Consider the following 18,827-nt stretch of genomic DNA (forward strand, 5'->3'; position numbering starts at 1 on the left):
GGGCGCTTTGCGTAATATTATGTCCGAAGCGGACGTATCTTGCGCAACTTTTGGAAAAATCACTGCCCGTGTGGAAGCGGAGCTTTGGACGAGGATGACGACAATGGCAGGATACGATGACAGGGACGGCATGATCTGGATGGACGGCAAGCTCGTCGACTGGCGCGCGGCCAACGTCCACATTCTGTCGCACGCAATGCACTACGCCTCTTCGGTGTTCGAGGGGGAGCGCGCCTACAACGGCAAGATCTTCGAGAGCCGCCGCCATTCCGAGCGGTTGCACTACTCCGCCTCTTGCATCGACTTCGAGATCCCCTTCACGGTAGATGAGATCGAGGCCGCGAAATACGAGGTGATGAAGGCCAATGGCTTGACCGACGCCTACATCCGCGCGGTCGCCTGGCGCGGCGCGGGCGAGGACATGGGCGTCAGCTCGGCGCGCAACCCCGTCCGCCTGGCCATCGCGGCGTGGGAATGGGGCAGCTACTATGGCGACGCCAAAATGAAGGGCGCGAAGCTGGACGTCTCCAAGTGGAAGCGCCCCTCGCCCGAGACGATCCCGGTCCACGCCAAGGCCGCTGGCCTCTACATGATCTGCACGACATCGAAGCACGCGGCAGAGGCCAAGGGCTGCTCGGACGCGCTGTTCATGGACTACCGTAACTACGTGGCTGAGGCGACGGGTGCCAACATCTTCTTCGTCAAGGACGGAGAGGTGCATACGCCAACAGCCGACGTCTTCCTGAACGGCATCACCCGCCAGACGGTCATCGGGATGCTGAAAGAGAAGCAAGTGAAGGTCCATGAGCGCCACATCATGCCGGAGGAGCTGGAAAGCTTCGAGCAGTGCTGGCTGACCGGCACGGCGGCCGAGGTCACGCCCGTGGGTCAGATCGCTGACTATAACTTCGAGGTCGGCGCGCTGACGCGGGATATCGCGGAAAGCTATGAGGCTTTGGTGCGGGCGTAGGCCCAAGGACCGAGTCTCCAATGACACAACAGGGCGTCCAGCTTGTCGGTGGGCGCCCTTTTGCATTGACAGATCGCATGATTTCTCGCGGCATGTCGCAATGAGCAGACCATCCCCGAATAATGCCCGGGGGAGGCACAACAGCAACTCGGAAGGTAAATGATGTTTCGCCCTCTTCTCGCCGCCGCCGCCCTGTCCATCCTGGCAACTGGCGTAAACGCGCAGGCCCTCGCCGTCGTCCCCGACACAGCACCCGCAATCCATGCGGACACGCTTCTTCGCAGCACGCAAGACGTTACGGGCCAGCTTCTGTCTTACCCCGACGGCACGCCAGAAATTACGGTAGAGCGCATTGTGGTCGATCCCGGCGCAGAGACCGGCTGGCATATGCATACCGTCCCGCTCTTTGCGCGCATCGAAAGCGGAACGCTGACAGTGGATTACGGCTCGCGTGGGTTGCGGACATATAACGCTGGTGATGTGATGCTGGAGGCGGAGAACTGGCCCCACAACGGCCATAATGCCGGGACAGAGCCTGTGGTCCTGCTGGCGATCTTCATCGGTGCCGTCGACGCCGTCCTTTCGGAACCCGCGACGCAGCAATAGGCCCGCGCCACGCAACTCTTCACGGGCGCGTTACGGCTTGACCCCCGCATCCCCAAACCCCACCATCCCCCCATGGCAATCCAGTTCCAGCCCACCGGGGGCATTACCACCCATACCCAAGTCGCGTTCCACCGCACGGAACTCGGGCCGATACTCGGCCTCTACGGGCGCATGGTTGCGGCGGGGGAATGGCGCGACTACGGCATCAGCCATCTGAGCGACGTCGCCGTTTTCTCCATCTTCAAGCGCACCGCCGAGAATCCGATTTATCGGATCGAGAAACGCCCAAAACTGCGCGACAAGCAGGGGCAATACGCGGTGATCGGCATGGACGGGCGCATTCTGAAGCGCGGCCATGACCTGAAAACCGTCCTCCGCGTCCTTGAACGCAAGATGATCCGGGTCGTCGACTAGCGCGCCGCTCCCCCCTTCATCTTGCCAAATACAACTCAATCCTAACGCCGCCTCACGCGAGGCCGCCAGAAACGACGCGGCTACCCCAGAGCAATCCGCTTGCGTGACGTGATCGGGCCATACTCCTTCGCCTCGATCCGCGCGGCGGCGTCTTTCAGGGGCTCATAGGCCGTCGACATGTGATGCGCGTTCGCGTGCAGCAGCATCCGGTCACTGGCCATCAGCCCAACGTGGCCTTTCCAGAAGATCAGGTCGCCGCGCTTGAGCGCCTCATCCGATCCAATTTTCTCTCCCACCTCGGCCTCTTGCTGGTCACTGTCGCGCGGGCAGTCGATACCGCAGGCGATCAGGCAGGCCTGCACCAAACCGCTGCAATCAATGCCCCAACGGCTGGTGCCCCCCCACAGATACGGCGTGCCAAGGAACAGGTCCGCGATCCCAACGGGGTCAGAGAAGCGTGCCTTCATCGGCATCAGGTGCTGCGTGGGCATGAAGTGGCCGGTGTGGATGCGTTTGTAGTCACCGCTTTCGCCCGTCACCTTCACCTGGCTGCCGAAGTATAGGCACACATCGGGTGACACCTTCAGATCAGCCTTCGGGTAGAGGTGCGTCGCGGGCGAGATGACCCAATGGGTCGCCGGTTCCGCCCCGGTCAGGGCGCCCGACAGGATGTAGCCGACATAGCCGTCCCGCTCGGCCTGCCCAAACGCGAAACCGTCTTCGGTATCAAGCACAAGGAACCGCTCTCCGAACATCAGCTGCGATGTGCGGGCGCCACGCGGTTTGTCTGTCAGGTTGGCGATGGGCTGTTGCACCATCATCCAACGCCCCTCGGTGTAGCGCTCGGCCTCTACCACGCCGTTGAGGGAGGCATGGGCGACGCGCCCGTTGGAGGCTGTCGTGCGGGGGTCGTTCATTTCTGGCATTTGGTCAGCACCTCGGGCAATGCGTTGAACAGCGCACGGATGCCTTGGCCGACACCGCCCTTGGGACGCGCCGGCGCATTGGTACGCTGCCATCCGTAGATGTCAAAATGCGCGAACCGGGGCACGAGCGCGAAGCGTCGCAGGAAGAGCGCGGCGGTGATCGACCCGGCCATGCCGCCCGAAGGGGCGTTGTCGAGGTCAGCGATACCGGGCTCGATCATCGGCTCGTAGGCGTCGTGGAACGGCAGACGCCAGACCGGGTCCGCGACCTCATTGGCCGAACGTCCCAGCGCCTGCGCCAGCGCCTCATCATCAGTGAAGAACGGCGCGATATCAGGCCCGACGGCGACGCGGGCGGCACCTGTCAGCGTCGCCATGCAGATCAACAGATCCGGTGGGGTTTCCGAGGCCAGCGCGAGGGCATCGGCCAAGACCAGCCGCCCTTCGGCGTCGGTGTTGTTGATCTCGACCGTCAGGCCACTTCGGGCCGTGAAGATATCGCCGGGACGGAAGGAATTGCCCGCGACGTTGTTCTCCACGGCGGGGATCAGGACGCGCAATTGCACGTCCATGCCACTGGCCATGATCATCCGGGCAAGGCCCAGAACATTGGCCGCCCCGCCCATGTCTTTCTTCATGATCCCCATCGACGCGCCGGGCTTCAGGTTCAGGCCCCCGGTGTCGAAACACACGCCCTTGCCCACAAGTGTCAGGCTTGGGCCGCTTTCGCCCCAGATCATCTCGATCAGGCGGGGCGCCTTGGCGCTTGCGCGGCCAACGGTGTGGATCAGGGGGAAGTTCTGGGCCAGCAGGTCCGCGCCTTCGACAACCATGACCTGTGCGCGGAATTCGCCGGCAAGGCTGCGCACGGCGGCCTCCAGCGCGTCGGGACCCATGTCTTCAGCAGGCGTGTTGATCAAATCGCGGGCCAGCGCCTCGGCCGCGGCGATCCGCTCCAAACGTTGCGCGTCAATGCCCTCTGGCGCGACCAGCCGCGCCTTGGCGGCAGATTGCGTGCGATAGCGATCAAAGCGATAGAGCGACAGGAGGTAGCCAAGACCGATCTCCTCTTCCTGCCCTTGCGGAAGCGCATCGATCGCATAGGTGGCGTCCGGCAGCGCCGCGATGGCCGCGCCAATGGCAAACCTTTTCCGCGCCCTTTCCGAGGCCGTACCGGTGCCGATCAGCACGCCAGCCAGCCCGTCCCCGGGCAACACCAACGTCTGACCCAACGATCCGTCGAATCCATGAAACGCGGCCCATTGGGCCTGCGTTTCTGATAAAGTGGCCAATGTGTCCTTGCAGGCTTCGGGACTGACAAGGACAATGGGAAGGGCGACCGAGCTGGCCTGGGCAAACGTCATCGACATGGGGGTGCACCGCTGTTAATCGGCGCTAGCCTAGCGTTCCGTGCCTGCTCTGCAAGGCTTGATCCGATGGAAATCCTAGCCGGAAAGATCCTCCAGATCCCAGACCGCATGGATGGATCGTTCGCCCACCCGGTTCATACGCGCCAGTGTTGCCGCCAGGGCCACATGGTTGCCCGTGGCATAGCTGTCCAGAACGCTTTGCGCCACGCGCGCCAGGGTCGCCATGCCGATCAGGTCGGCGTCCCTGCAAACCTGCTCCACCGCGACGGCGAAGCCTGCGCCGTCATCGCGCAACATCGCTTCCAGCTTTGGCAGAAGCTCAGTTAAGCGGTGCAGGGCAAGGGCGACTTCAGCCTCGGCCCTGACCTCTCCGATTTTCACGCACAGTTCTTCCAAGCACTCCGGATTGAACCGCGCGGGTTCATCGAGTGCGAGCTGTGTTATCGATGGGCACAGATCAGCCCTTGCTGTCAGCAGCATGTCTCACTCCACTTCATACGCCCCCACCACAGGACGCCCAAGACTGGGATTTAGGCCTTGGGTATGCGCGCAGGTCCTGAAGAAGAGATTTATCGCAGGGGCGAAAGCACCTCCAATTCGCGACGAATGCAGGTTATGACAAGGGCAGACGACCCGACGAAAGTGGACCCATGCACCGCGTAAACTCTCTGCCAAGCTACCTTCTGGAGCGCTACAAGGACTGGAAGGACTCCACCTTCCCCGAAAACCGTGACTGGTTCCGCAAGCTGGCCGATGAAGGGCAGCACCCAAGGGCAATGGTGATTGCCTGTTGCGACAGCCGTGTGGCGATCAACTCGGTCTTCGGGCAGCGCACCGGCGAGCTTTTCGTGCATCGCAACATCGCCAATCTGGTGCCCCCCTATACGCCAGACGGCAATCACCACGGCACGGGTGCAGCGGTGGAATTTGCGGTCAAACATCTGAAAGTTGAGCATATTTTGGTGATGGGCCATTCCAACTGCGGTGGAGTGGCGGGGTGCATTTCGATGTGCGAAGGCCACGCCCCCGAGTTTGACGAAGACGAAAGCCTGATTGGCCGTTGGCTTGACGTGCTGCGCCCAGGATTTGCGACCGTGGCGGATATCAAAAACCCGCAGGACCGTCAGACCGCCCTGGAGAAAGAGGGTATTCACGTGAGCCTGGAGAATCTTCTGGGCTATCCCTTCGTGAAGGCTGCTGTCGATGCCGAAACGCTTAGCCTCCACGGTCTGTGGGCGGACATCGCCGACATGGATCTGGAGACCTTCGACGGGCGCATCCGGCATTTTGCGCCCACTTGAACTTGCGCGGGGCGGGCCGCCCTCATACACGCACGCCAAACGGCAGTTACGCAGGGGAAGACCATGGACGGAATGCTGGCGCTGGCCGCGGACAATCTGTTGTCCCCGATCATTCTGTTCTTCGCCTTGGGGTTGTTGGCGGCCTTCGCCCGGTCTGATCTGTCGATCCCCGAAGCGATTGCCAAGGGCATGTCGATCTATCTGCTGTTCGCCATCGGTTTCAAAGGCGGCGCGGCGGTGGCCGATAACGGCATCGACGGCACCCTGATCGCCTCGCTGATTGCCGGTGTGGTGCTGTCTTTCCTGATCCCGATGGTGGCTTTCGCGCTGTTGCGGGTGATGACCGGGCTGTCCGTCACGGACGCGGCGGCGGTGGCGGGGCACTATGGCTCCATCTCCATCGTGACCTTCGTCGCGGCAACCTCGGTGATCACCTCAAGCGGGCTCGACTCGGAAGGCTACATGGTCGCCGTGGCCGCCGTGATGGAGGCTCCCGCGATCCTGTCGGCCCTGTGGCTGATCGCGCGTTATGACAAAGGCGCGGCCGAGATGGAGGCGGGTCTGATGCGGGAAATCCTGCTGAACGGCTCCATCGTGTTGCTGGTGGGCTCCTTCATCATTGGCGTGATCACCGGAACAGAAGGCCTGGACCTGATTGCGCCCTTCATCGTGACCCCGTTCCAGGGGGTTTTGTGCCTGTTCCTTCTGGACATGGGGCTAGTGGCAGGCCGGGGCCTGCGCGAGGCGCGCGGCGTGCTGAAACCGGGCCTGTTCCTTTTCGGCATGGTGATGCCGTTGGTTGGCAGCATGTTCGGCCTGGCGACGGGCGTGCTTCTGGGCCTCAGCCCCGGCGGCGTGGTGTTGTTCATGACGCTGTCAGCGTCGGCCTCCTATATCGCCGTGCCCGCCGCGATGCGCGTGGCCCTGCCCGAGGCGAACCCCTCCATCTACCTCACCCTGTCGCTTGGGGTGACGTTTCCCTTCAACCTGACCGTCGGCATCCCGCTTTACCTGGCGATCGCCACCCTCGTGACCGGAGGCTAGACCCATGCAAACCCACCAAGCCAAACGCGTAGAGATTACCATCGAGTCGGTCATGGAAGGCCGCCTGACCAAAGCGCTGATCGGGGCAGGCGTGACCGGGTTCACGGTGCTGCCCGTCCTTGGTGGCTCGGGCCGGTCGGGCCAGTGGAGCCGGGAGGGGCAGGTGAGCCGCGCGGGCGGCATGGTCTGCGTCGTCTGCATCATCCGCGAGGAGAAGCTGGACGATTTGCTGGATGCCGCCTTTGCCGTGGTAGAGCGTCATATCGGCGTGGTCTCCATCACCGATTGCGAGGTTCTGCGGGCCGAGCGCTTCTGAGAAAGCGTCTTTTCCACCGTTTGCAGCGCAATTCATGGTAGGATGTCTTCCAATCAATCTTTGGGGGGCATCATGCGACAGATCCGAAATATCCTGATTGGCCTTGTGGCCCTTGTGGCCGTGGCCGCCCTCGTCGGCATGTTTTTGCCCCGCTATGTCTCGGTCGAGCGGGACGTTGTGATCGATGCGGCGCCCGAAGCGGTCTTTCCCCATGTCGCCTCCCTGCAGGCGTTCTCGGAATGGTCGCCCTGGGGCGACCTCGATCCCGATATGGCGGTAACCTATTCCGGTCCCGAGGAGGGCGTCGGCAATGTGATGGAATGGACGTCCGAGCACCCGAATGTCGGCAACGGTCGGCAGGAAATCCTTGAGGCGGTGGAGAATGAGAGCGTGCGAACCGCGCTGGATTTCGGGGATATGGGCACGGCAGAAGCCTGGTGGCGCTTGACACCCGAGGGCGACGGCACCCGCGTTGTCTGGGGCCTGACGGCCGACATGGGAAGCGGCCCGGTGGGGCGCTGGTTCGGCTTGATGATGGACGGCTGGGTGGGCGCGGATTACGAGCGCGGACTGGGACGGTTGCAAGCCATCGTCGAAGGGTAACGGACCCTTAACCAGAATCGCGTTGGGTGGTGGGCATGGATATGTCGGCCCCCGTTTTCATCAATTTGCCACCAGGCGCCATGGCCACCCTGCGCAAACAGGCCCAGGCCAAAGGCATGTCACCCGCAACCCTGGCACATTTGCTGCTTTTGCAGGCCTTGGGCGCGGGCGGAACGGCTGCGAAGACGCCCGCCAGGGCGGATGAGGGGGGGCAGGCTCCCCTCCTCGGGCGCCTTCGGGCCCTCCTCGCAGTTGACCTATCTGTGGCCCATGGCTGGACCGATTTGCAGGAACGACTGGCGGCCCATGGCTACACGTTCCGCGAACGCGGCGGCGGGTTGGCGCTTTATTGCACCGCCACGGCGGCGCGCACTTGCAAAGCCTCGGACCTGGGGTGGTCCTATGCGGATCTGATGCGCCGCTTCGGCGCCCCGTTCCCGGGCCATGCGCAGTTGGATCTGGCCCGCCGCATGGTGCGACGGGCCGATCCCGGGACACACCCCAGCTTGTTTCCCGACATGGAGGACGAAGACATCATCCTGTTCGAAGATGAATGATCAGGGCCGCCAATCCAGCACCTGGCCTTCGGGGAACTCGAACTCGACCGTCATTTCGATGATCTGCTCCTCGCCGGGATCGACCTCCAGGTTCCAAGCATGGACGCCGCGCGCTTCGTCCACGTCTTCCTCGGACGGGCGCGGGCTAAGCGTCAGGTCCAACTCCAGATCCTCCTGCTCGGCAAAGGGCGTCGCGTAAAGGACACGCACCTCTGCGGCCTCCGTCCCGGAGTTCGTCACCCCGAAGGCCAAGGCGCGTACTTGCGTGGTCGACGTCGTGAACAACCCCCGGTCGCCCTCCGCCAGCGACCTGTCGATCCAGCGCAGTTGCAGATGATCCAGCGGACCAAAGCCCATTTCCACATCGGCACCGGCCGCGATCAAGGGCAGGTAGCCGTCGCCCATCAGCGCGCCATCGCGAAAGAACACCGCCTCACCGGGCAGGATCGGCTCGCCCAGGGTGTTCTCCACCTGCGCGACCAGGAACGCGGTGGCGTCATGGCGGGGCACCGCACGGTTCTCCATTTCCGTTTCCAGCTCAACCGTGTCGAACGGCAGGATCACCTCGCCAGACGGGCCCACGCTGATCCGCTCACCGTAGGGATAGGTGATCGAAAGCCCTGCAAATTCTGCCCCAAGCGACCCGGTGTCTTCCACGACAACGACGGGCTCCACCATCGGTGCCATAGCAGCCCCCGCGATCAGCGACTGCGGGACAACGCCGATCCGGCTTTCTGTATCGCCCATGGGCATTAGGCCAGAACCGCCGCCTGGAACCGCCTCGGCCGGGTCCATGATCCGCGCGGGGATCGAGGCCAATTCAGATGGCCGCCGCTCGCGATCCGGCGTCGCGGTGGAGAAGGTGACGGACACATCGTTCCACACCGCCTCTCCACCCGTGCGCATCACCACGAAGCGTTCCATCTCCAGGACGCCAGTGTCCGAGTCCAACTCCAACTCATAGGCCGGGGACCACCCGGCGGCATGGGTGAGGTATTCCAGTTCAAACGCCAACACTCCGGCCTCGGCCACCTCGACATTAACGGCATAGGCGGTGATCTGCGTGCCCAGGGGGCGCAACTCGCGCAGCGCTTGCGTGGCCAGCGTCAAATCGGTCTGCGCCTCGGTCACAGCCTCTGCCTGATCGCGGCGGGCCACCAAAGCGGCCTGGCGTTCCTGCGCCAATCGCGCGGTCTCGGCCCCCAGAGTTGCTAGGAACTGTGGCACCAGTGTCGGGTCGCCGGGCATCGCGACGCCATTCTCACCCCCCCGCAGAATGGCGGCAACGTAGGTTTGCTGTGTCTCGATGGACCGGATTGTCGCGTCGGCCTCTGTCAGCGCGTCTTGCGCGGACAACAGGGCGTCTTCTGCGGCCTCAACAGCCGCGCGCGCCTCTGCCTGAGCGGGCGTATCCAGCGCGCCTTCCGCAATTGGATGGTTCACCAAATCCTGCGGGACACCCAGACGGGTCCCGTCCGGCCCGGTCATCTGTGGCAGCCGCGCGTCGTAAAGATCCGGCATGGCGACGATCAGACGGTGCCACCCGGTGGGCAATTCAACAGAACCCGCGCGCGTCATCTCGGCCCCATTGGCGAAAACCAAGGCCTCGGCCAGATCTGCGCGGATCAGAAAATCATCGGCCTGGGCGGCGACTGGAAAGCTGGCACAAAGCGCCGTGGTCAAAAGAAAACGTTTCATCGAAATAAGTCCTCATGTAGCGAAGCGATAGGACATGGAAAACGTCCTGATCAACGTGGATTGCCGCCAGTCTCTGCCCGGACATGCCGCCTGCCAAGGGCGGATATCCCGACCGGATCCGGTCAACTCTACATCATAGGACGCACGCGCCTGCGCGATCCTTGGCCACCTTTGCGAAATAGTTACGGTAATGTGCCGACCGCACGGTCCGTTGGGATCGTGCCACCGCCGGGGGACGGGCGCGCGCGCCGTGCGCCGCTGGGGCAGAGACGCCATTGCGCCCCTGCCCAACAATTGCTTCAGCCCTTTTTCAGGACCCGGTTGCCAAGAGTTTCGGCAATCTGCACCGCATTCAGCGCCGCGCCCTTGCGCAGGTTGTCCGAGACAACCCACATGTTCAGCCCGTTCTCGATCGTAACATCCTGACGGATGCGGCTGACGAACGTGGCGAAGTCTCCGGCGCATTCCACGGGCGTGATGTAGCCCCCGTCCTCGCGCTTATCGACAACCATCAGGCCTGGCGCCTCGCGCAGGATATCGCGGGCTTCGTCCTCATCCAGAAAGTCCTCGAACTCGATGTTGATCGATTCCGAGTGGCCCACGAACACGGGCACCCGCACGCAGGTCGCCGTGACCTTGATGGCGGGATCGACGATCTTCTTCGTCTCGGCCACCATCTTCCACTCTTCCTTGGTGTCGCCGCTGTCCATGAACACATCGATATGCGGGATCACGTTGAACGCGATCTGCTTGGTGAACTTGTTGGCAGGCTTGTCGTCGGTCGGATTGTAGATCGACTTGGTCTGGTTCCACAGCTCGTCCATGCCCTCTTTGCCGGCGCCGGACACGGACTGGTAGGTCGACACGACAACACGCTTGATCTTCGCGCGGTCATGCAGCGGCTTGAGCGCCACAACCATCTGCGCGGTCGAACAGTTGGGGTTCGCGATGATGTTCTTCTTCGCGTAGCCGTGGATCGCCTCGGGGTTCACTTCCGGAACGATCAGCGGCACGTCGGGATCGTAGCGATAAAGCGACGAGTTATCGATCACGATGCAGCCCGCCTTCGCGGCTTGCGGGGCGTATTTCTTCGTCGCCTCCGAGCCGACGGCAAACAGGGCGATATCCCAGCCCGTGAAATCGAACGTATCCAGGTCTTTCGTCTTCAGGGTCTTGTCGCCGAAGCTGCACTCGGTCCCCAGCGACTTGCGCGAGGCCAGCGCCTCGATTGCATCGATCGGAAACTGGCGCTCGTCCAGAATGTTCAACATTTCGCGGCCCACGTTCCCGGTGGCGCCGACGACGACGACTTTATAACCCATAGCGTTAATCCTTTGGTTGGATGTTGCGGCACATAATGGAAGGGCTAGGCCAAGGAAAGAGGCCGATGCGTGAAGTTTTCTGAACGGTGCCATAAGGGCCGCTGATCGCCACAACGCTTGACTTGTGTGGCCCGTTGCCCCATCTGACCCCTATCGATGCTGCACTGCCGCGTGAGCAGTCGCCTTTTGCCCCTGACGGGTCTGGCCCACAGCGCGATAAGATATTCCCAAGACCCCCATCACGCAGGGCTCTGACGATCGGCGGATGAGCCGCCCGGTCGCACCCTAGCCAAACCGCACAACCCGTGCGGTCCCGTGCGCCTTTTGGCGTGCGTCGTAAAGGATACGATTTGTTCGATTTCGATATGCTCGGCCTGAAGCCGATTCTTGCCAAGACCCTGAAAGAAGCCGGGTTCACTGAACCCACCCCGATCCAGAATCAGGCGATTCCCCTCGCACTCGACGGCCACGACATCATGGGTCTGGCCCAGACCGGCACCGGCAAGACGCTGGCCTTTGGTCTGCCACTGATGGAGCATCTGCTATCGCTCCATGGCAAGCCCGAGCCGAAGACCGCCCGCGCCCTGATCCTTGCCCCTACGCGTGAGCTGGTGAACCAGATCGCCGATAACCTGCGGGTATTCTCCAATTCCACGCCGGTGAAGATCACCACCGTTGTCGGCGGCCAAAGCATTGGCCGTCAGATCAGCGTCCTGTCGCGGGGCACCGATATCCTTGTTGCGACGCCGGGCCGCCTGATGGACTTGATGGACCGGCGCGCGATTGACCTGTCGACCGTGAAGCACCTTGTGCTGGATGAAGCCGACCAAATGCTCGACATGGGCTTCATCCATGCCCTGCGCAAAATTGCGCCCGCACTGGGGACGCCGCGCCAGACGATGCTGTTCTCGGCCACGATGCCGAAGCAGATGGAAGAACTGGCAGGGGCCTACCTGACCAACCCCAAGAAGGTGCAGGTCTCGCCCCCCGGAAAAGCCGCCGACAAGGTCACGCAGGAGGTGCATTTCATGCCCAAGCCCGCGAAACCGGCCGCGCTGCGCAAAGTCCTTAGCACCGACCCAGAGGCGCTGGCGCTGGTGTTCGGGCGCACGAAGCATGGCTGTGAAAAGCTGATGAAGGGCCTTGTGGCCGATGGGTTCAACGCGGCCTCCATCCACGGCAACAAATCGCAGGGTCAGCGCGACCGCGCGATCAAGGCGTTCCGTGACGGGCAAGTGAAGATCCTCGTGGCGACCGACGTCGCCGCGCGCGGTATCGACATTCCAGGCGTGGCTTATGTCATCAACTATGAATTGCCCGACACGCCCGACAACTACGTGCACCGCATCGGCCGGACCGCGCGCGCCGGTCGTGAGGGGGAGGCGATTGCCTTTTGCTCTGCCGAGGAAGTGGATCTGTTGGTTCAGATCGAGAAGGTCATGAAGATGTCCATCCCCGTGGGCTCTGGCACACGGCCCGAGGCGGTGAAGGCTGACAAGCCCCAGCGCGGGGGCGGCGGGCGTCGTCGTGGCGGCGGGGGCGGTGGTCGCCCCGGTGGCGGCGGTGGCGGTGGGGCCGGGCGCAAGCCTCAAGGCGCCAATGGCCCAGGTGGCAAGGCGCGCAAACCGCGCCGTCCGCGTCGTAGCAAAGCGGCCTGACTCAACATACAATGAAAGGGCGGCCTCAAGCGGGCCGCTCTTTTGCCATTGCATAGACGGCAAGCCCCAAAAGGATCGCCACGCCAAAGATCGCGAAAAGCGCGCCATAGGCGGCGATCGGGCCCAAGGACCCGCTTAACGCGCCGTGGGTGGGCCCCGAGGCAAACTGCATCACCCCCGCGCCGCCCATTCCGAACAGGTTCATCAGGCTCACCCCGCGCCCCGTCAGATGCGACGGCAAGAAGCCGCGCCCATGGGCCATGACAGCCGGGTAGGACGCGCCGAACGTCCCGATCGCGACGAACATCGCAACGGCAATCCCGAAGGTCGCAGGCGGCACGACGAAGAACGCCAGGCAAAGAACCGCAACAAGGGCGTTGCCCAGTAGTATGCCCCCCTTGCGGCTGCCGAACCTGTCGGCCACGCCGTAAAGGAAGTTGCCCGCGACCATGGCCAGGCCCATCGCAAGGGTTGCGAAACCCACCTGTTGCAGGGTCGCGTCAAAGACCTCACTGACATAGGGGCTGATCCAAAGGCCCCGAATTCCCGCCGTGGGGGCGTAACAGATGAACATGCCGACGTAGATCGGCCAAAGCGCCCTGATGCGCAGTAGCTCCACAAAGCTGCCGCGCGCCTCGCCCTCTGGCTTTGGGGGGTCCCGCAGGAAAAGAAGGATGCCGAGGGCGACAACCAGCGTGAAGCCGGTCGTGGCCCACAGGGTTTCGCGCCAGCCGAAACTATCCACCACCCACGCCAGCGGCGCGGCGGACAGGATATTCCCCAGCGAGCTGACCCCAACGGTGACGCCCGCGAGGGTTCCGAAGACCGCCGCCGAGAACGTCCGCGCGAAGATGTAGTAGGTCGCCATCAGGATCGGAGAGCACCCGATGCCGATCAACGCCATGGCAAGGATAATGCCGCCCGGACCCTGCGCCAGGGCGAAGGTCGCGCAGCCGCCAACCGCGCCAAGGATGAACAGCGCCGATGCCGTGCGGCGCGGGCCAAGCGTGTCGAGCGCCCACCCAACGGGCAGCTGCATCAAGGCGAAGGTGGCGAACCAAAGGCCCGACGCGGTGGCAAGGTCTATGGTGGTAGCGCCAAGGTCCGTTGTCAGGACCGGGGCCAGCACCGCGAGGAACGCGCGGAAGAACTGGCTTAGGCAGTAGGCCGCGATCAGGAAGGTCAGGCCGATTCGCATGGTGGCCCTCCGTTTCAAACAGCCCCTCCTCGGGAGCCTAAGCTCCCTCCTCGCAGGGACAACCGCGAAGTTCTGTAGCGACGATGAAGGCCTGCTTGTCTGGTGCGACATCTTTTATCAGAGTGTTTTTGTCGGAATAGTCTTGACGAAGCCCGGAGGTTGCAGTCAAAGATCGCCTGAGTATTTTAGTCAGGAACAAAACGGAGCTTTCCATGACCCGCACGATCTCTCTGCTTCTGGGCACGACGGTGGCCCTTTCCGCCGCCACCGCGGCACAGGCGCAGGAACTGAACCTGTATTCCTCGCGCCACTACGAGACGGATGAGCGTCTGTACTCGGATTTCACCGATCTGACTGGCATCACCATCAACCGGATCGAGGGCAACGCCGATGAGCTGATCGCGCGGATGGGTGCCGAGGGCGCGAATTCGCCTGCCGATGTGTTCCTGACCGTCGATACCTCGCGCCTGCAACGCGCCGCTGACATGGGCGTGCTGCAACCACTGGAGAACGCGCTACTGGAAGAGCGTATCCCCGCCAACCTGCGCGATGACGATGGCATGTGGTTCGGCTTCTCACAGCGCGCACGGATCATTTTCTACGACACCGAGCGTGTGGCAAACCCACCTCAAACCTACCTGGAGCTTGCCGACCCGGCCTATGAAGGCATGATCTGCATCCGGTCCTCCACCAACACCTACAACCAGACACTGCTGGCTGCGATGATCGAGAACCACGGTGAGGAAGCCGCGCGCGAATGGGCCGCTGGCATCGTCGCCAACATGGCGCGTGATCCCCAGGGCGGTGACACCGACCAGCTGCGCGGGCTGGTCTCGGGCGAATGCGATATCTCGGTCTCCAACACCTATTACATGGCCCGCGCGATCCGTCGCGACGTGGAAGCGTTGAGCGCCGAGGACCGCGCTACCATCGGCTGGGTGTTCCCGGACCAGGGCGGCAACGGCGCCCACGTGAACTTGTCGGGCGGCGGCATCGCGGCCCATGCGCCGAACATGGAAGCGGCGGTGGCCTTCATGGAGTACCTCGCCTCGGAGCAGGCGCAGGAATACTTCAGCGCGGGCAACGATGAATACCCCGTCGTCGAAGGCGTGGCGATTGCGCCCTCCGCGATGGAGTTGGGCGAATTCGAGGCCGACGATGTCAGCCTGGCCGCTGTGGCAGCGAACCTTCCGCTGGCGCAGCAGATCTTCAACGACGTCGGGTGGGAATAATCCCAGCGGCTTTATCGTGGCCTTGGTAGTGACGGAATAACTACAGGATAATCATCCCGAAAAGGCGCCCCTAACCGGGCGCCTTTTGCGTTTGAAGGCGTACGGTCCAAAACATCACTGGAAGCAGCGCCAGGGACAGCGCGATACACCAGATCCCCTGCGCCACCCCTTGATCGGGGTAGGTGACGCCTTGGTCGATGAACCACCCGGTGATCCCCGGTCCGATGGCCGTGGCGAACACCATGATCGCGGTGGCAATCGACCGGACAGAGCCCAGATGGTTGGTCCCGAACAGCGTCGGCAAGAGCGTTCCCGCCAGCGCCGCCGCCATGCCTTGCGTCACCCCCACCAAAGTCAGCGCCACAGCCCATCCCAAGGGCGTCTCGGCAGGGCCGATCAGGAACATGCCAAGGCCCATGGGGATCAATACGAAGGGCATCAAGCGGGCCGGGCCAAAGCGGTCCGCGGCCCACCCGGCGACGAGGCCCATGGTCACGCTGGCCGTCGCATAGGTCATGTAGCTGGGGGCCATCGCGGTCAGGGTCCAGCCCTTCACCTCTGCCACGTGGACGGCGTGGAAGAAGACCACAGTGCCGATGAAACCCGGCGTCAGCAGCAACGGCACGAAGGCGTAAAACAGCGGGTGGGCCAGGACTTCGCCCCGCGTCCAGTGTTTCCCAAAAAGGCCCGGCGCGCCTTGGCCACCGTTCGATCCCTTGGGCGATCGGTCCTGGGCGAGCAACCATATCAGCAGGGGGATCAGGACAAAGGCGATGACCGCCGCCGCGACGCCCCATGTGGCCCGCCACCCCACGGTGGCGATGATCAGGATGGTGACAAGCGGCAAAAGCGCCTCGCCCACCGGGTAGCCGAGGTTGGTGATCGCCATGGCGCGGCCCCGCGTCGCCACAAACCAGCGGGCCATGGCGGTGGCTTTCATGTGGGTCATCATGCCCTGCCCACAGAATCGCAGCAGGAACACAGACACCAGCAACACCCAGATCGACGAGCTGACTGCCATCAGCACACAGGCGAGTGCGAAGACGCCGGTGACGATGACAGCAAGGCGCGACAGGGGCACGGTGTCCGCGCGCCCGCCGAACAGAATCAGAAGGCACGCCGAAGAGACGGTGGCGATTGTGTAGATCCCGCCCCATTGGCCATCCGTCAGTCCGTAAGCCTCGCGGATTTCACCGGCGAAGAGCGCGATGAAATAGGTTTGCCCGAAAGAGGAGCCAAGCCCAAGCAGAAGCCCGGTGGCAAGCCAGCGTGCGTTTTCGCGAAGGAAGGACACGCCGCTCATGGGTTTGACATGCCGCCCGATTGACCACCTGATCGGCCGCCCGATTGACCGACCACAGCAAGATCCCCAGGTGACTTCACTCGCCGCCCAGACCGATGGCGCCCAGAAGCCGCTGAAACAGGCCCTCGGGTTGTGCACGGGGGAGCACCGGCGTCAGTTGGCCTCCGTTCAGGAAGCCTTCGTAAGCCTCGTCGCCGGCCCCGATCTGACGGGGGACAAATGTCCCGAATTGCGCGGACAGGCCCACCTGCACGCCTGCGTCCCCCTCGGGCAGGGTCGCGCCGACGGTCAGCAGGGAATCGCGTGGCAACTCGGGGTCGCCCACACCGGGGATCTGGACCGAGATGATCTCGGGCGTCAGTCGCTCTCCGTCCACCTCGATGATGACGCCGCGCGCGATACGGCTCCAGGCGGCGCGCAACTCGGCCTCCAGCTCGGCGGGCTGCATCGCGCGCAAACGGTCATAGATGACGGACTCGGGCGCGTCGTTGGTGTTGTTTACAGCACTCAGATCAATGCCAGAGATCAGCGCCTCCAGCGTCGCCCGCATCGACAGGGTGACTTGGTCTTGCCCAACCTCGACATCGGCGATCGTGGGGCGCACTTCATGGGCCCAAGCTGGCAGAACCGTGAAGACCAGCGCCATTGACAGTGCCAAGCGCCGCAGCATGGTTAGGACAACCATTGAAAAGGACCCCTCTGATGAAATCCGTGTATCTGGCGCTAGTAATCGCGGCTCTGGCTGTGACTGACAAGGCCACCGCCCATGAATTCTGGATCGACCCGCAGGATTTCACCGTTGAAGTGGGTGACGCACTTCTTGCCGATCTGCGCGTCGGGCAAGAGTTTTCAGGCGCCGCGATGAGCTATCTGCCCCGTAACTTCGACACCTTCACCGTGATAAACGGCGGCGCCGTGATCGCGGTTGAGGGCCGTTTTGGCGATATCCCGGCATTGAACATGGGCGGCCTGAACGATGGCCTTGCGGTCATCGTGCATCAGACCACCGCCAATCAGCTTACCTGGTCCGAGTGGGAGCGTTTCCTCAACTTCGCCATCCACAAGGACCTGGGCGACGTCACCGCAATGCACGAAGCCCGCAACCTCAGCCAGGAGGACGTGACCGAGGATTACATCCGCTATGCCAAATCCCTTGTCGCCGTGGGCGACGGCGCAGGCGATGACGTCCGCGTGGGGCTGCGCGCCGAACTGGTGGCGCTGTCGAATCCCTACACCGATGTCACCGAAGGCGGCATCCCGATGCAGCTTTGGTACGACAACGCCCTTCAGCCCGACTACCAGGTAGAGTTGTTTGCCGAAGATGCAGAGGGGGAGGTGACAATCACCTACCACCGCACGGATTCCGAAGGTGTCGTGCTGCTGCCCGTCGTGCCCGGCATGACCTACATGGCCGACGCAGTTTTCCTTGAGGCGGTAGAGCCCGCGTCAGAGGGCGACGCGATCTGGGTGACGCATTGGGCGAACATGACGTTCTCGACCGCAGAGTAGCTGGGGGTGGAATAGCTGGGGGCGGCGCGATTGGCGGCGGAGTAACTGGACGTTCCATCCCTTTGGCGCTACTCCCTGCGCGAACACGCCCGTATCCATTCAAGGGAGAGCGCCCATGGACAAGTTCACCACTCTGACCGGTATCGCCGCGCCGATGCCCCTGATCAACGTCGACACCGACATGATCATTCCAAAGCAGTTCCTCAAGACGATCAAACGCTCTGGGCTTGGCGTGAATCTGTTCGACGAAATGCGCTTCGACGACAATGGAGACGAGATCCCCGATTTCGTTCTCAACAAGCCCGCCTACCGTGACGCTCAGATCCTTGTCGCGGGTGACAACTTCGGATGTGGCTCGTCGCGCGAGCACGCCCCGTGGGCGCTGTTGGATTTCGGCATCCGCTGTGTGATCGCACCGTCGTTTGCGGATATTTTCTACAACAACTGCTTCAAGAACGGCATCCTGCCCATCGTTCTGCCGCAAGAGCAGGTCGATATGCTGATGGACGACGCCGAGCGCGGCGCCAATGCCGTTGTCACCGTCGACCTGGAGAGTCAGACGATCACGGGCCCCGATGGCGGTTCGATCAGCTTTGAAGTCGACGCTTTCCGCAAGCATTGCCTGATGAATGGCCTCGACGACATCGGCCTGACGATGGAAAAGGCCCCGTCGATCAAGGCGTTTGAGGCCGAAGCCGCACAGGCGCGCCCCTGGGTCTAGCAGGGGGTTTGACCTCAGATGCTGTGATGCAAAACTGTGACATGTCAGCCCCTTAAACGGCGTCCTTCATCTACGAGGG

General features: G+C 63.0%; 20 protein-coding genes. 12 read left to right on the top strand and 8 right to left on the bottom strand.

The annotated features are described in order from the left end of the window. The first annotated feature begins 103 nt into the window (after positions 1-103). The 3 genes from KUL25_RS15675 (at position 104) to KUL25_RS15685 (ending at position 1,990) form a co-directional block, all read left to right on the top strand. Positions 104-970 carry a branched-chain amino acid aminotransferase gene (locus KUL25_RS15675; RefSeq protein WP_257893779.1) on the top strand — a complete coding sequence of 289 codons (867 nt, stop codon included), beginning with the start codon at positions 104-106 and terminating at the stop codon, positions 968-970. A gap of 162 nt (positions 971-1,132) precedes the next feature. Next, a complete protein-coding gene (locus tag KUL25_RS15680) occupies positions 1,133-1,576 on the top strand; it encodes a cupin domain-containing protein (protein ID WP_257893780.1) in 444 nt (147 codons plus the stop codon). Positions 1,577-1,648: 72 nt separating this feature from the next. Then, positions 1,649-1,990 carry a DUF2794 domain-containing protein gene (locus KUL25_RS15685; RefSeq protein ID WP_257893781.1) on the top strand — a complete coding sequence of 114 codons (342 nt, stop codon included), beginning with the start codon at positions 1,649-1,651 and terminating at the stop codon, positions 1,988-1,990. An 80-nt stretch (positions 1,991-2,070) separates the two neighbouring features. Here KUL25_RS15685 and KUL25_RS15690 read toward each other — a convergent pair whose 3' ends face one another. The 3 genes from KUL25_RS15690 to KUL25_RS15700 form a co-directional block, all read right to left on the bottom strand. Beyond that, the gene (locus tag KUL25_RS15690) at positions 2,071-2,907 is read right to left on the bottom strand and encodes a C40 family peptidase (protein ID WP_257893782.1); all 837 of its coding nucleotides are present in this window, start codon (positions 2,905-2,907) and stop codon (positions 2,071-2,073) included. Continuing rightward, positions 2,904-4,286 carry a leucyl aminopeptidase family protein gene (locus tag KUL25_RS15695; protein WP_257893783.1) on the bottom strand — a complete coding sequence of 461 codons (1,383 nt, stop codon included), beginning with the start codon at positions 4,284-4,286 and terminating at the stop codon, positions 2,904-2,906. The genes KUL25_RS15690 and KUL25_RS15695 overlap by 4 nt, the downstream gene beginning before the upstream one ends. Positions 4,287-4,361: 75 nt before the next feature. Then, positions 4,362-4,766 carry a hypothetical protein gene (locus KUL25_RS15700; protein WP_257893784.1) on the bottom strand — a complete coding sequence of 135 codons (405 nt, stop codon included), beginning with the start codon at positions 4,764-4,766 and terminating at the stop codon, positions 4,362-4,364. 170 nt (positions 4,767-4,936) lie between these two features. Here KUL25_RS15700 and KUL25_RS15705 point away from each other — a divergent pair, with 170 nt between their 5' ends. The 5 genes from KUL25_RS15705 (at position 4,937) to KUL25_RS15725 (ending at position 8,107) form a co-directional block, all read left to right on the top strand. Further along, a complete protein-coding gene (locus tag KUL25_RS15705; RefSeq protein ID WP_257893785.1) occupies positions 4,937-5,587 on the top strand; it encodes a carbonic anhydrase in 651 nt (216 codons plus the stop codon). A 63-nt stretch (positions 5,588-5,650) separates the two neighbouring features. Continuing rightward, complete coding sequence (locus KUL25_RS15710; protein ID WP_257893786.1) at positions 5,651-6,631, top strand: sodium-dependent bicarbonate transport family permease; 981 nt, start codon at positions 5,651-5,653, stop codon at positions 6,629-6,631. Positions 6,632-6,635: 4 nt separating this feature from the next. Beyond that, entirely contained in the window at positions 6,636-6,947 is a 312-nt protein-coding gene (locus KUL25_RS15715; protein ID WP_068364849.1) for a P-II family nitrogen regulator, read from the top strand. A 72-nt stretch (positions 6,948-7,019) separates the two neighbouring features. After that, on the top strand, positions 7,020-7,550 hold the full coding sequence (locus KUL25_RS15720) for an SRPBCC family protein (protein WP_257893787.1): 531 nt from the start codon (positions 7,020-7,022) through the stop codon (positions 7,548-7,550). Between the two features lie 80 nt (positions 7,551-7,630). Next, positions 7,631-8,107 (top strand): hypothetical protein, encoded by a 477-nt coding sequence (locus KUL25_RS15725; protein WP_257893788.1) that lies wholly within the window; start codon positions 7,631-7,633, stop codon positions 8,105-8,107. On the opposite strand, the gene KUL25_RS15730 is transcribed toward KUL25_RS15725, so the two are convergent. Together KUL25_RS15730 and KUL25_RS15735 are read right to left on the bottom strand one after the other, a co-directional pair. Continuing rightward, entirely contained in the window at positions 8,108-9,805 is a 1,698-nt protein-coding gene (locus KUL25_RS15730; protein WP_257893789.1) for a DUF4139 domain-containing protein, read from the bottom strand. A 299-nt stretch (positions 9,806-10,104) separates the two neighbouring features. Beyond that, positions 10,105-11,127, bottom strand: a complete 1,023-nt coding sequence (locus KUL25_RS15735) for an aspartate-semialdehyde dehydrogenase (RefSeq protein WP_257893790.1) — start codon at positions 11,125-11,127, stop codon at positions 10,105-10,107. A gap of 350 nt (positions 11,128-11,477) precedes the next feature. Between KUL25_RS15735 and KUL25_RS15740 the strand changes: the two genes are divergently transcribed. Next, the gene (locus KUL25_RS15740; protein ID WP_257893791.1) at positions 11,478-12,785 is read left to right on the top strand and encodes a DEAD/DEAH box helicase; all 1,308 of its coding nucleotides are present in this window, start codon (positions 11,478-11,480) and stop codon (positions 12,783-12,785) included. A 25-nt stretch (positions 12,786-12,810) separates the two neighbouring features. Here the strand turns inward: KUL25_RS15740 and KUL25_RS15745 are convergent, their stop codons facing one another. Continuing rightward, complete coding sequence (locus KUL25_RS15745; protein ID WP_257893792.1) at positions 12,811-13,983, bottom strand: MFS transporter; 1,173 nt, start codon at positions 13,981-13,983, stop codon at positions 12,811-12,813. A 212-nt stretch (positions 13,984-14,195) separates the two neighbouring features. Here KUL25_RS15745 and KUL25_RS15750 point away from each other — a divergent pair, with 212 nt between their 5' ends. After that, positions 14,196-15,215 carry an extracellular solute-binding protein gene (locus KUL25_RS15750; RefSeq protein WP_257893793.1) on the top strand — a complete coding sequence of 340 codons (1,020 nt, stop codon included), beginning with the start codon at positions 14,196-14,198 and terminating at the stop codon, positions 15,213-15,215. A gap of 70 nt (positions 15,216-15,285) precedes the next feature. Here KUL25_RS15750 and KUL25_RS15755 read toward each other — a convergent pair whose 3' ends face one another. Together KUL25_RS15755 and KUL25_RS15760 are read right to left on the bottom strand one after the other, a co-directional pair. Beyond that, the gene (locus KUL25_RS15755) at positions 15,286-16,518 is read right to left on the bottom strand and encodes an MFS transporter (RefSeq protein WP_257893794.1); all 1,233 of its coding nucleotides are present in this window, start codon (positions 16,516-16,518) and stop codon (positions 15,286-15,288) included. A 76-nt stretch (positions 16,519-16,594) separates the two neighbouring features. Continuing rightward, entirely contained in the window at positions 16,595-17,203 is a 609-nt protein-coding gene (locus KUL25_RS15760) for a hypothetical protein (RefSeq protein WP_257893795.1), read from the bottom strand. A 17-nt stretch (positions 17,204-17,220) separates the two neighbouring features. On the opposite strand from KUL25_RS15760, the gene KUL25_RS15765 reads away from it, so the two are divergent. Next, on the top strand, positions 17,221-18,027 hold the full coding sequence (locus KUL25_RS15765) for a DUF4198 domain-containing protein (RefSeq protein ID WP_257893796.1): 807 nt from the start codon (positions 17,221-17,223) through the stop codon (positions 18,025-18,027). A 115-nt stretch (positions 18,028-18,142) separates the two neighbouring features. Next, a complete protein-coding gene (leuD, locus tag KUL25_RS15770) occupies positions 18,143-18,748 on the top strand; it encodes a 3-isopropylmalate dehydratase small subunit (protein ID WP_257893797.1) in 606 nt (201 codons plus the stop codon). Positions 18,749-18,827: the final 79 nt, after the last annotated feature.

It is taken from the genome of Gymnodinialimonas phycosphaerae (assembly GCF_019195455.1).
Taxonomy (GTDB): domain Bacteria; phylum Pseudomonadota; class Alphaproteobacteria; order Rhodobacterales; family Rhodobacteraceae; genus Gymnodinialimonas; species Gymnodinialimonas phycosphaerae.

What these genes read in the sequence shown, in the direction of transcription:
- KUL25_RS15735 (WP_257893790.1), bottom strand. Translation starts at nt 11,127, where the DNA reads ATGGGTTATAAAGTCGTCGTCGTCGGCGCCACCGGGAACGTGGGCCGC.
- KUL25_RS15760 (WP_257893795.1), bottom strand. Translation starts at nt 17,203, where the DNA reads ATGGTTGTCCTAACCATGCTGCGGCGCTTGGCACTGTCAATGGCGCTG.
- KUL25_RS15710 (WP_257893786.1), top strand. Translation starts at nt 5,651, where the DNA reads ATGGACGGAATGCTGGCGCTGGCCGCGGACAATCTGTTGTCCCCGATC.
- KUL25_RS15715 (WP_068364849.1), top strand. Translation starts at nt 6,636, where the DNA reads ATGCAAACCCACCAAGCCAAACGCGTAGAGATTACCATCGAGTCGGTC.
- KUL25_RS15700 (WP_257893784.1), bottom strand. Translation starts at nt 4,766, where the DNA reads ATGCTGCTGACAGCAAGGGCTGATCTGTGCCCATCGATAACACAGCTC.
- KUL25_RS15765 (WP_257893796.1), top strand. Translation starts at nt 17,221, where the DNA reads ATGAAATCCGTGTATCTGGCGCTAGTAATCGCGGCTCTGGCTGTGACT.
- KUL25_RS15730 (WP_257893789.1), bottom strand. Translation starts at nt 9,805, where the DNA reads ATGAAACGTTTTCTTTTGACCACGGCGCTTTGTGCCAGCTTTCCAGTC.
- leuD (WP_257893797.1), top strand. Translation starts at nt 18,143, where the DNA reads ATGGACAAGTTCACCACTCTGACCGGTATCGCCGCGCCGATGCCCCTG.
- KUL25_RS15745 (WP_257893792.1), bottom strand. Translation starts at nt 13,983, where the DNA reads ATGCGAATCGGCCTGACCTTCCTGATCGCGGCCTACTGCCTAAGCCAG.
- KUL25_RS15725 (WP_257893788.1), top strand. Translation starts at nt 7,631, where the DNA reads ATGGCCACCCTGCGCAAACAGGCCCAGGCCAAAGGCATGTCACCCGCA.
- KUL25_RS15680 (WP_257893780.1), top strand. Translation starts at nt 1,133, where the DNA reads ATGTTTCGCCCTCTTCTCGCCGCCGCCGCCCTGTCCATCCTGGCAACT.
- KUL25_RS15755 (WP_257893794.1), bottom strand. Translation starts at nt 16,518, where the DNA reads ATGAGCGGCGTGTCCTTCCTTCGCGAAAACGCACGCTGGCTTGCCACC.
- KUL25_RS15720 (WP_257893787.1), top strand. Translation starts at nt 7,020, where the DNA reads ATGCGACAGATCCGAAATATCCTGATTGGCCTTGTGGCCCTTGTGGCC.
- KUL25_RS15695 (WP_257893783.1), bottom strand. Translation starts at nt 4,286, where the DNA reads ATGTCGATGACGTTTGCCCAGGCCAGCTCGGTCGCCCTTCCCATTGTC.
- KUL25_RS15685 (WP_257893781.1), top strand. Translation starts at nt 1,649, where the DNA reads ATGGCAATCCAGTTCCAGCCCACCGGGGGCATTACCACCCATACCCAA.
- KUL25_RS15750 (WP_257893793.1), top strand. Translation starts at nt 14,196, where the DNA reads ATGACCCGCACGATCTCTCTGCTTCTGGGCACGACGGTGGCCCTTTCC.
- KUL25_RS15675 (WP_257893779.1), top strand. Translation starts at nt 104, where the DNA reads ATGGCAGGATACGATGACAGGGACGGCATGATCTGGATGGACGGCAAG.
- KUL25_RS15705 (WP_257893785.1), top strand. Translation starts at nt 4,937, where the DNA reads ATGCACCGCGTAAACTCTCTGCCAAGCTACCTTCTGGAGCGCTACAAG.
- KUL25_RS15690 (WP_257893782.1), bottom strand. Translation starts at nt 2,907, where the DNA reads ATGAACGACCCCCGCACGACAGCCTCCAACGGGCGCGTCGCCCATGCC.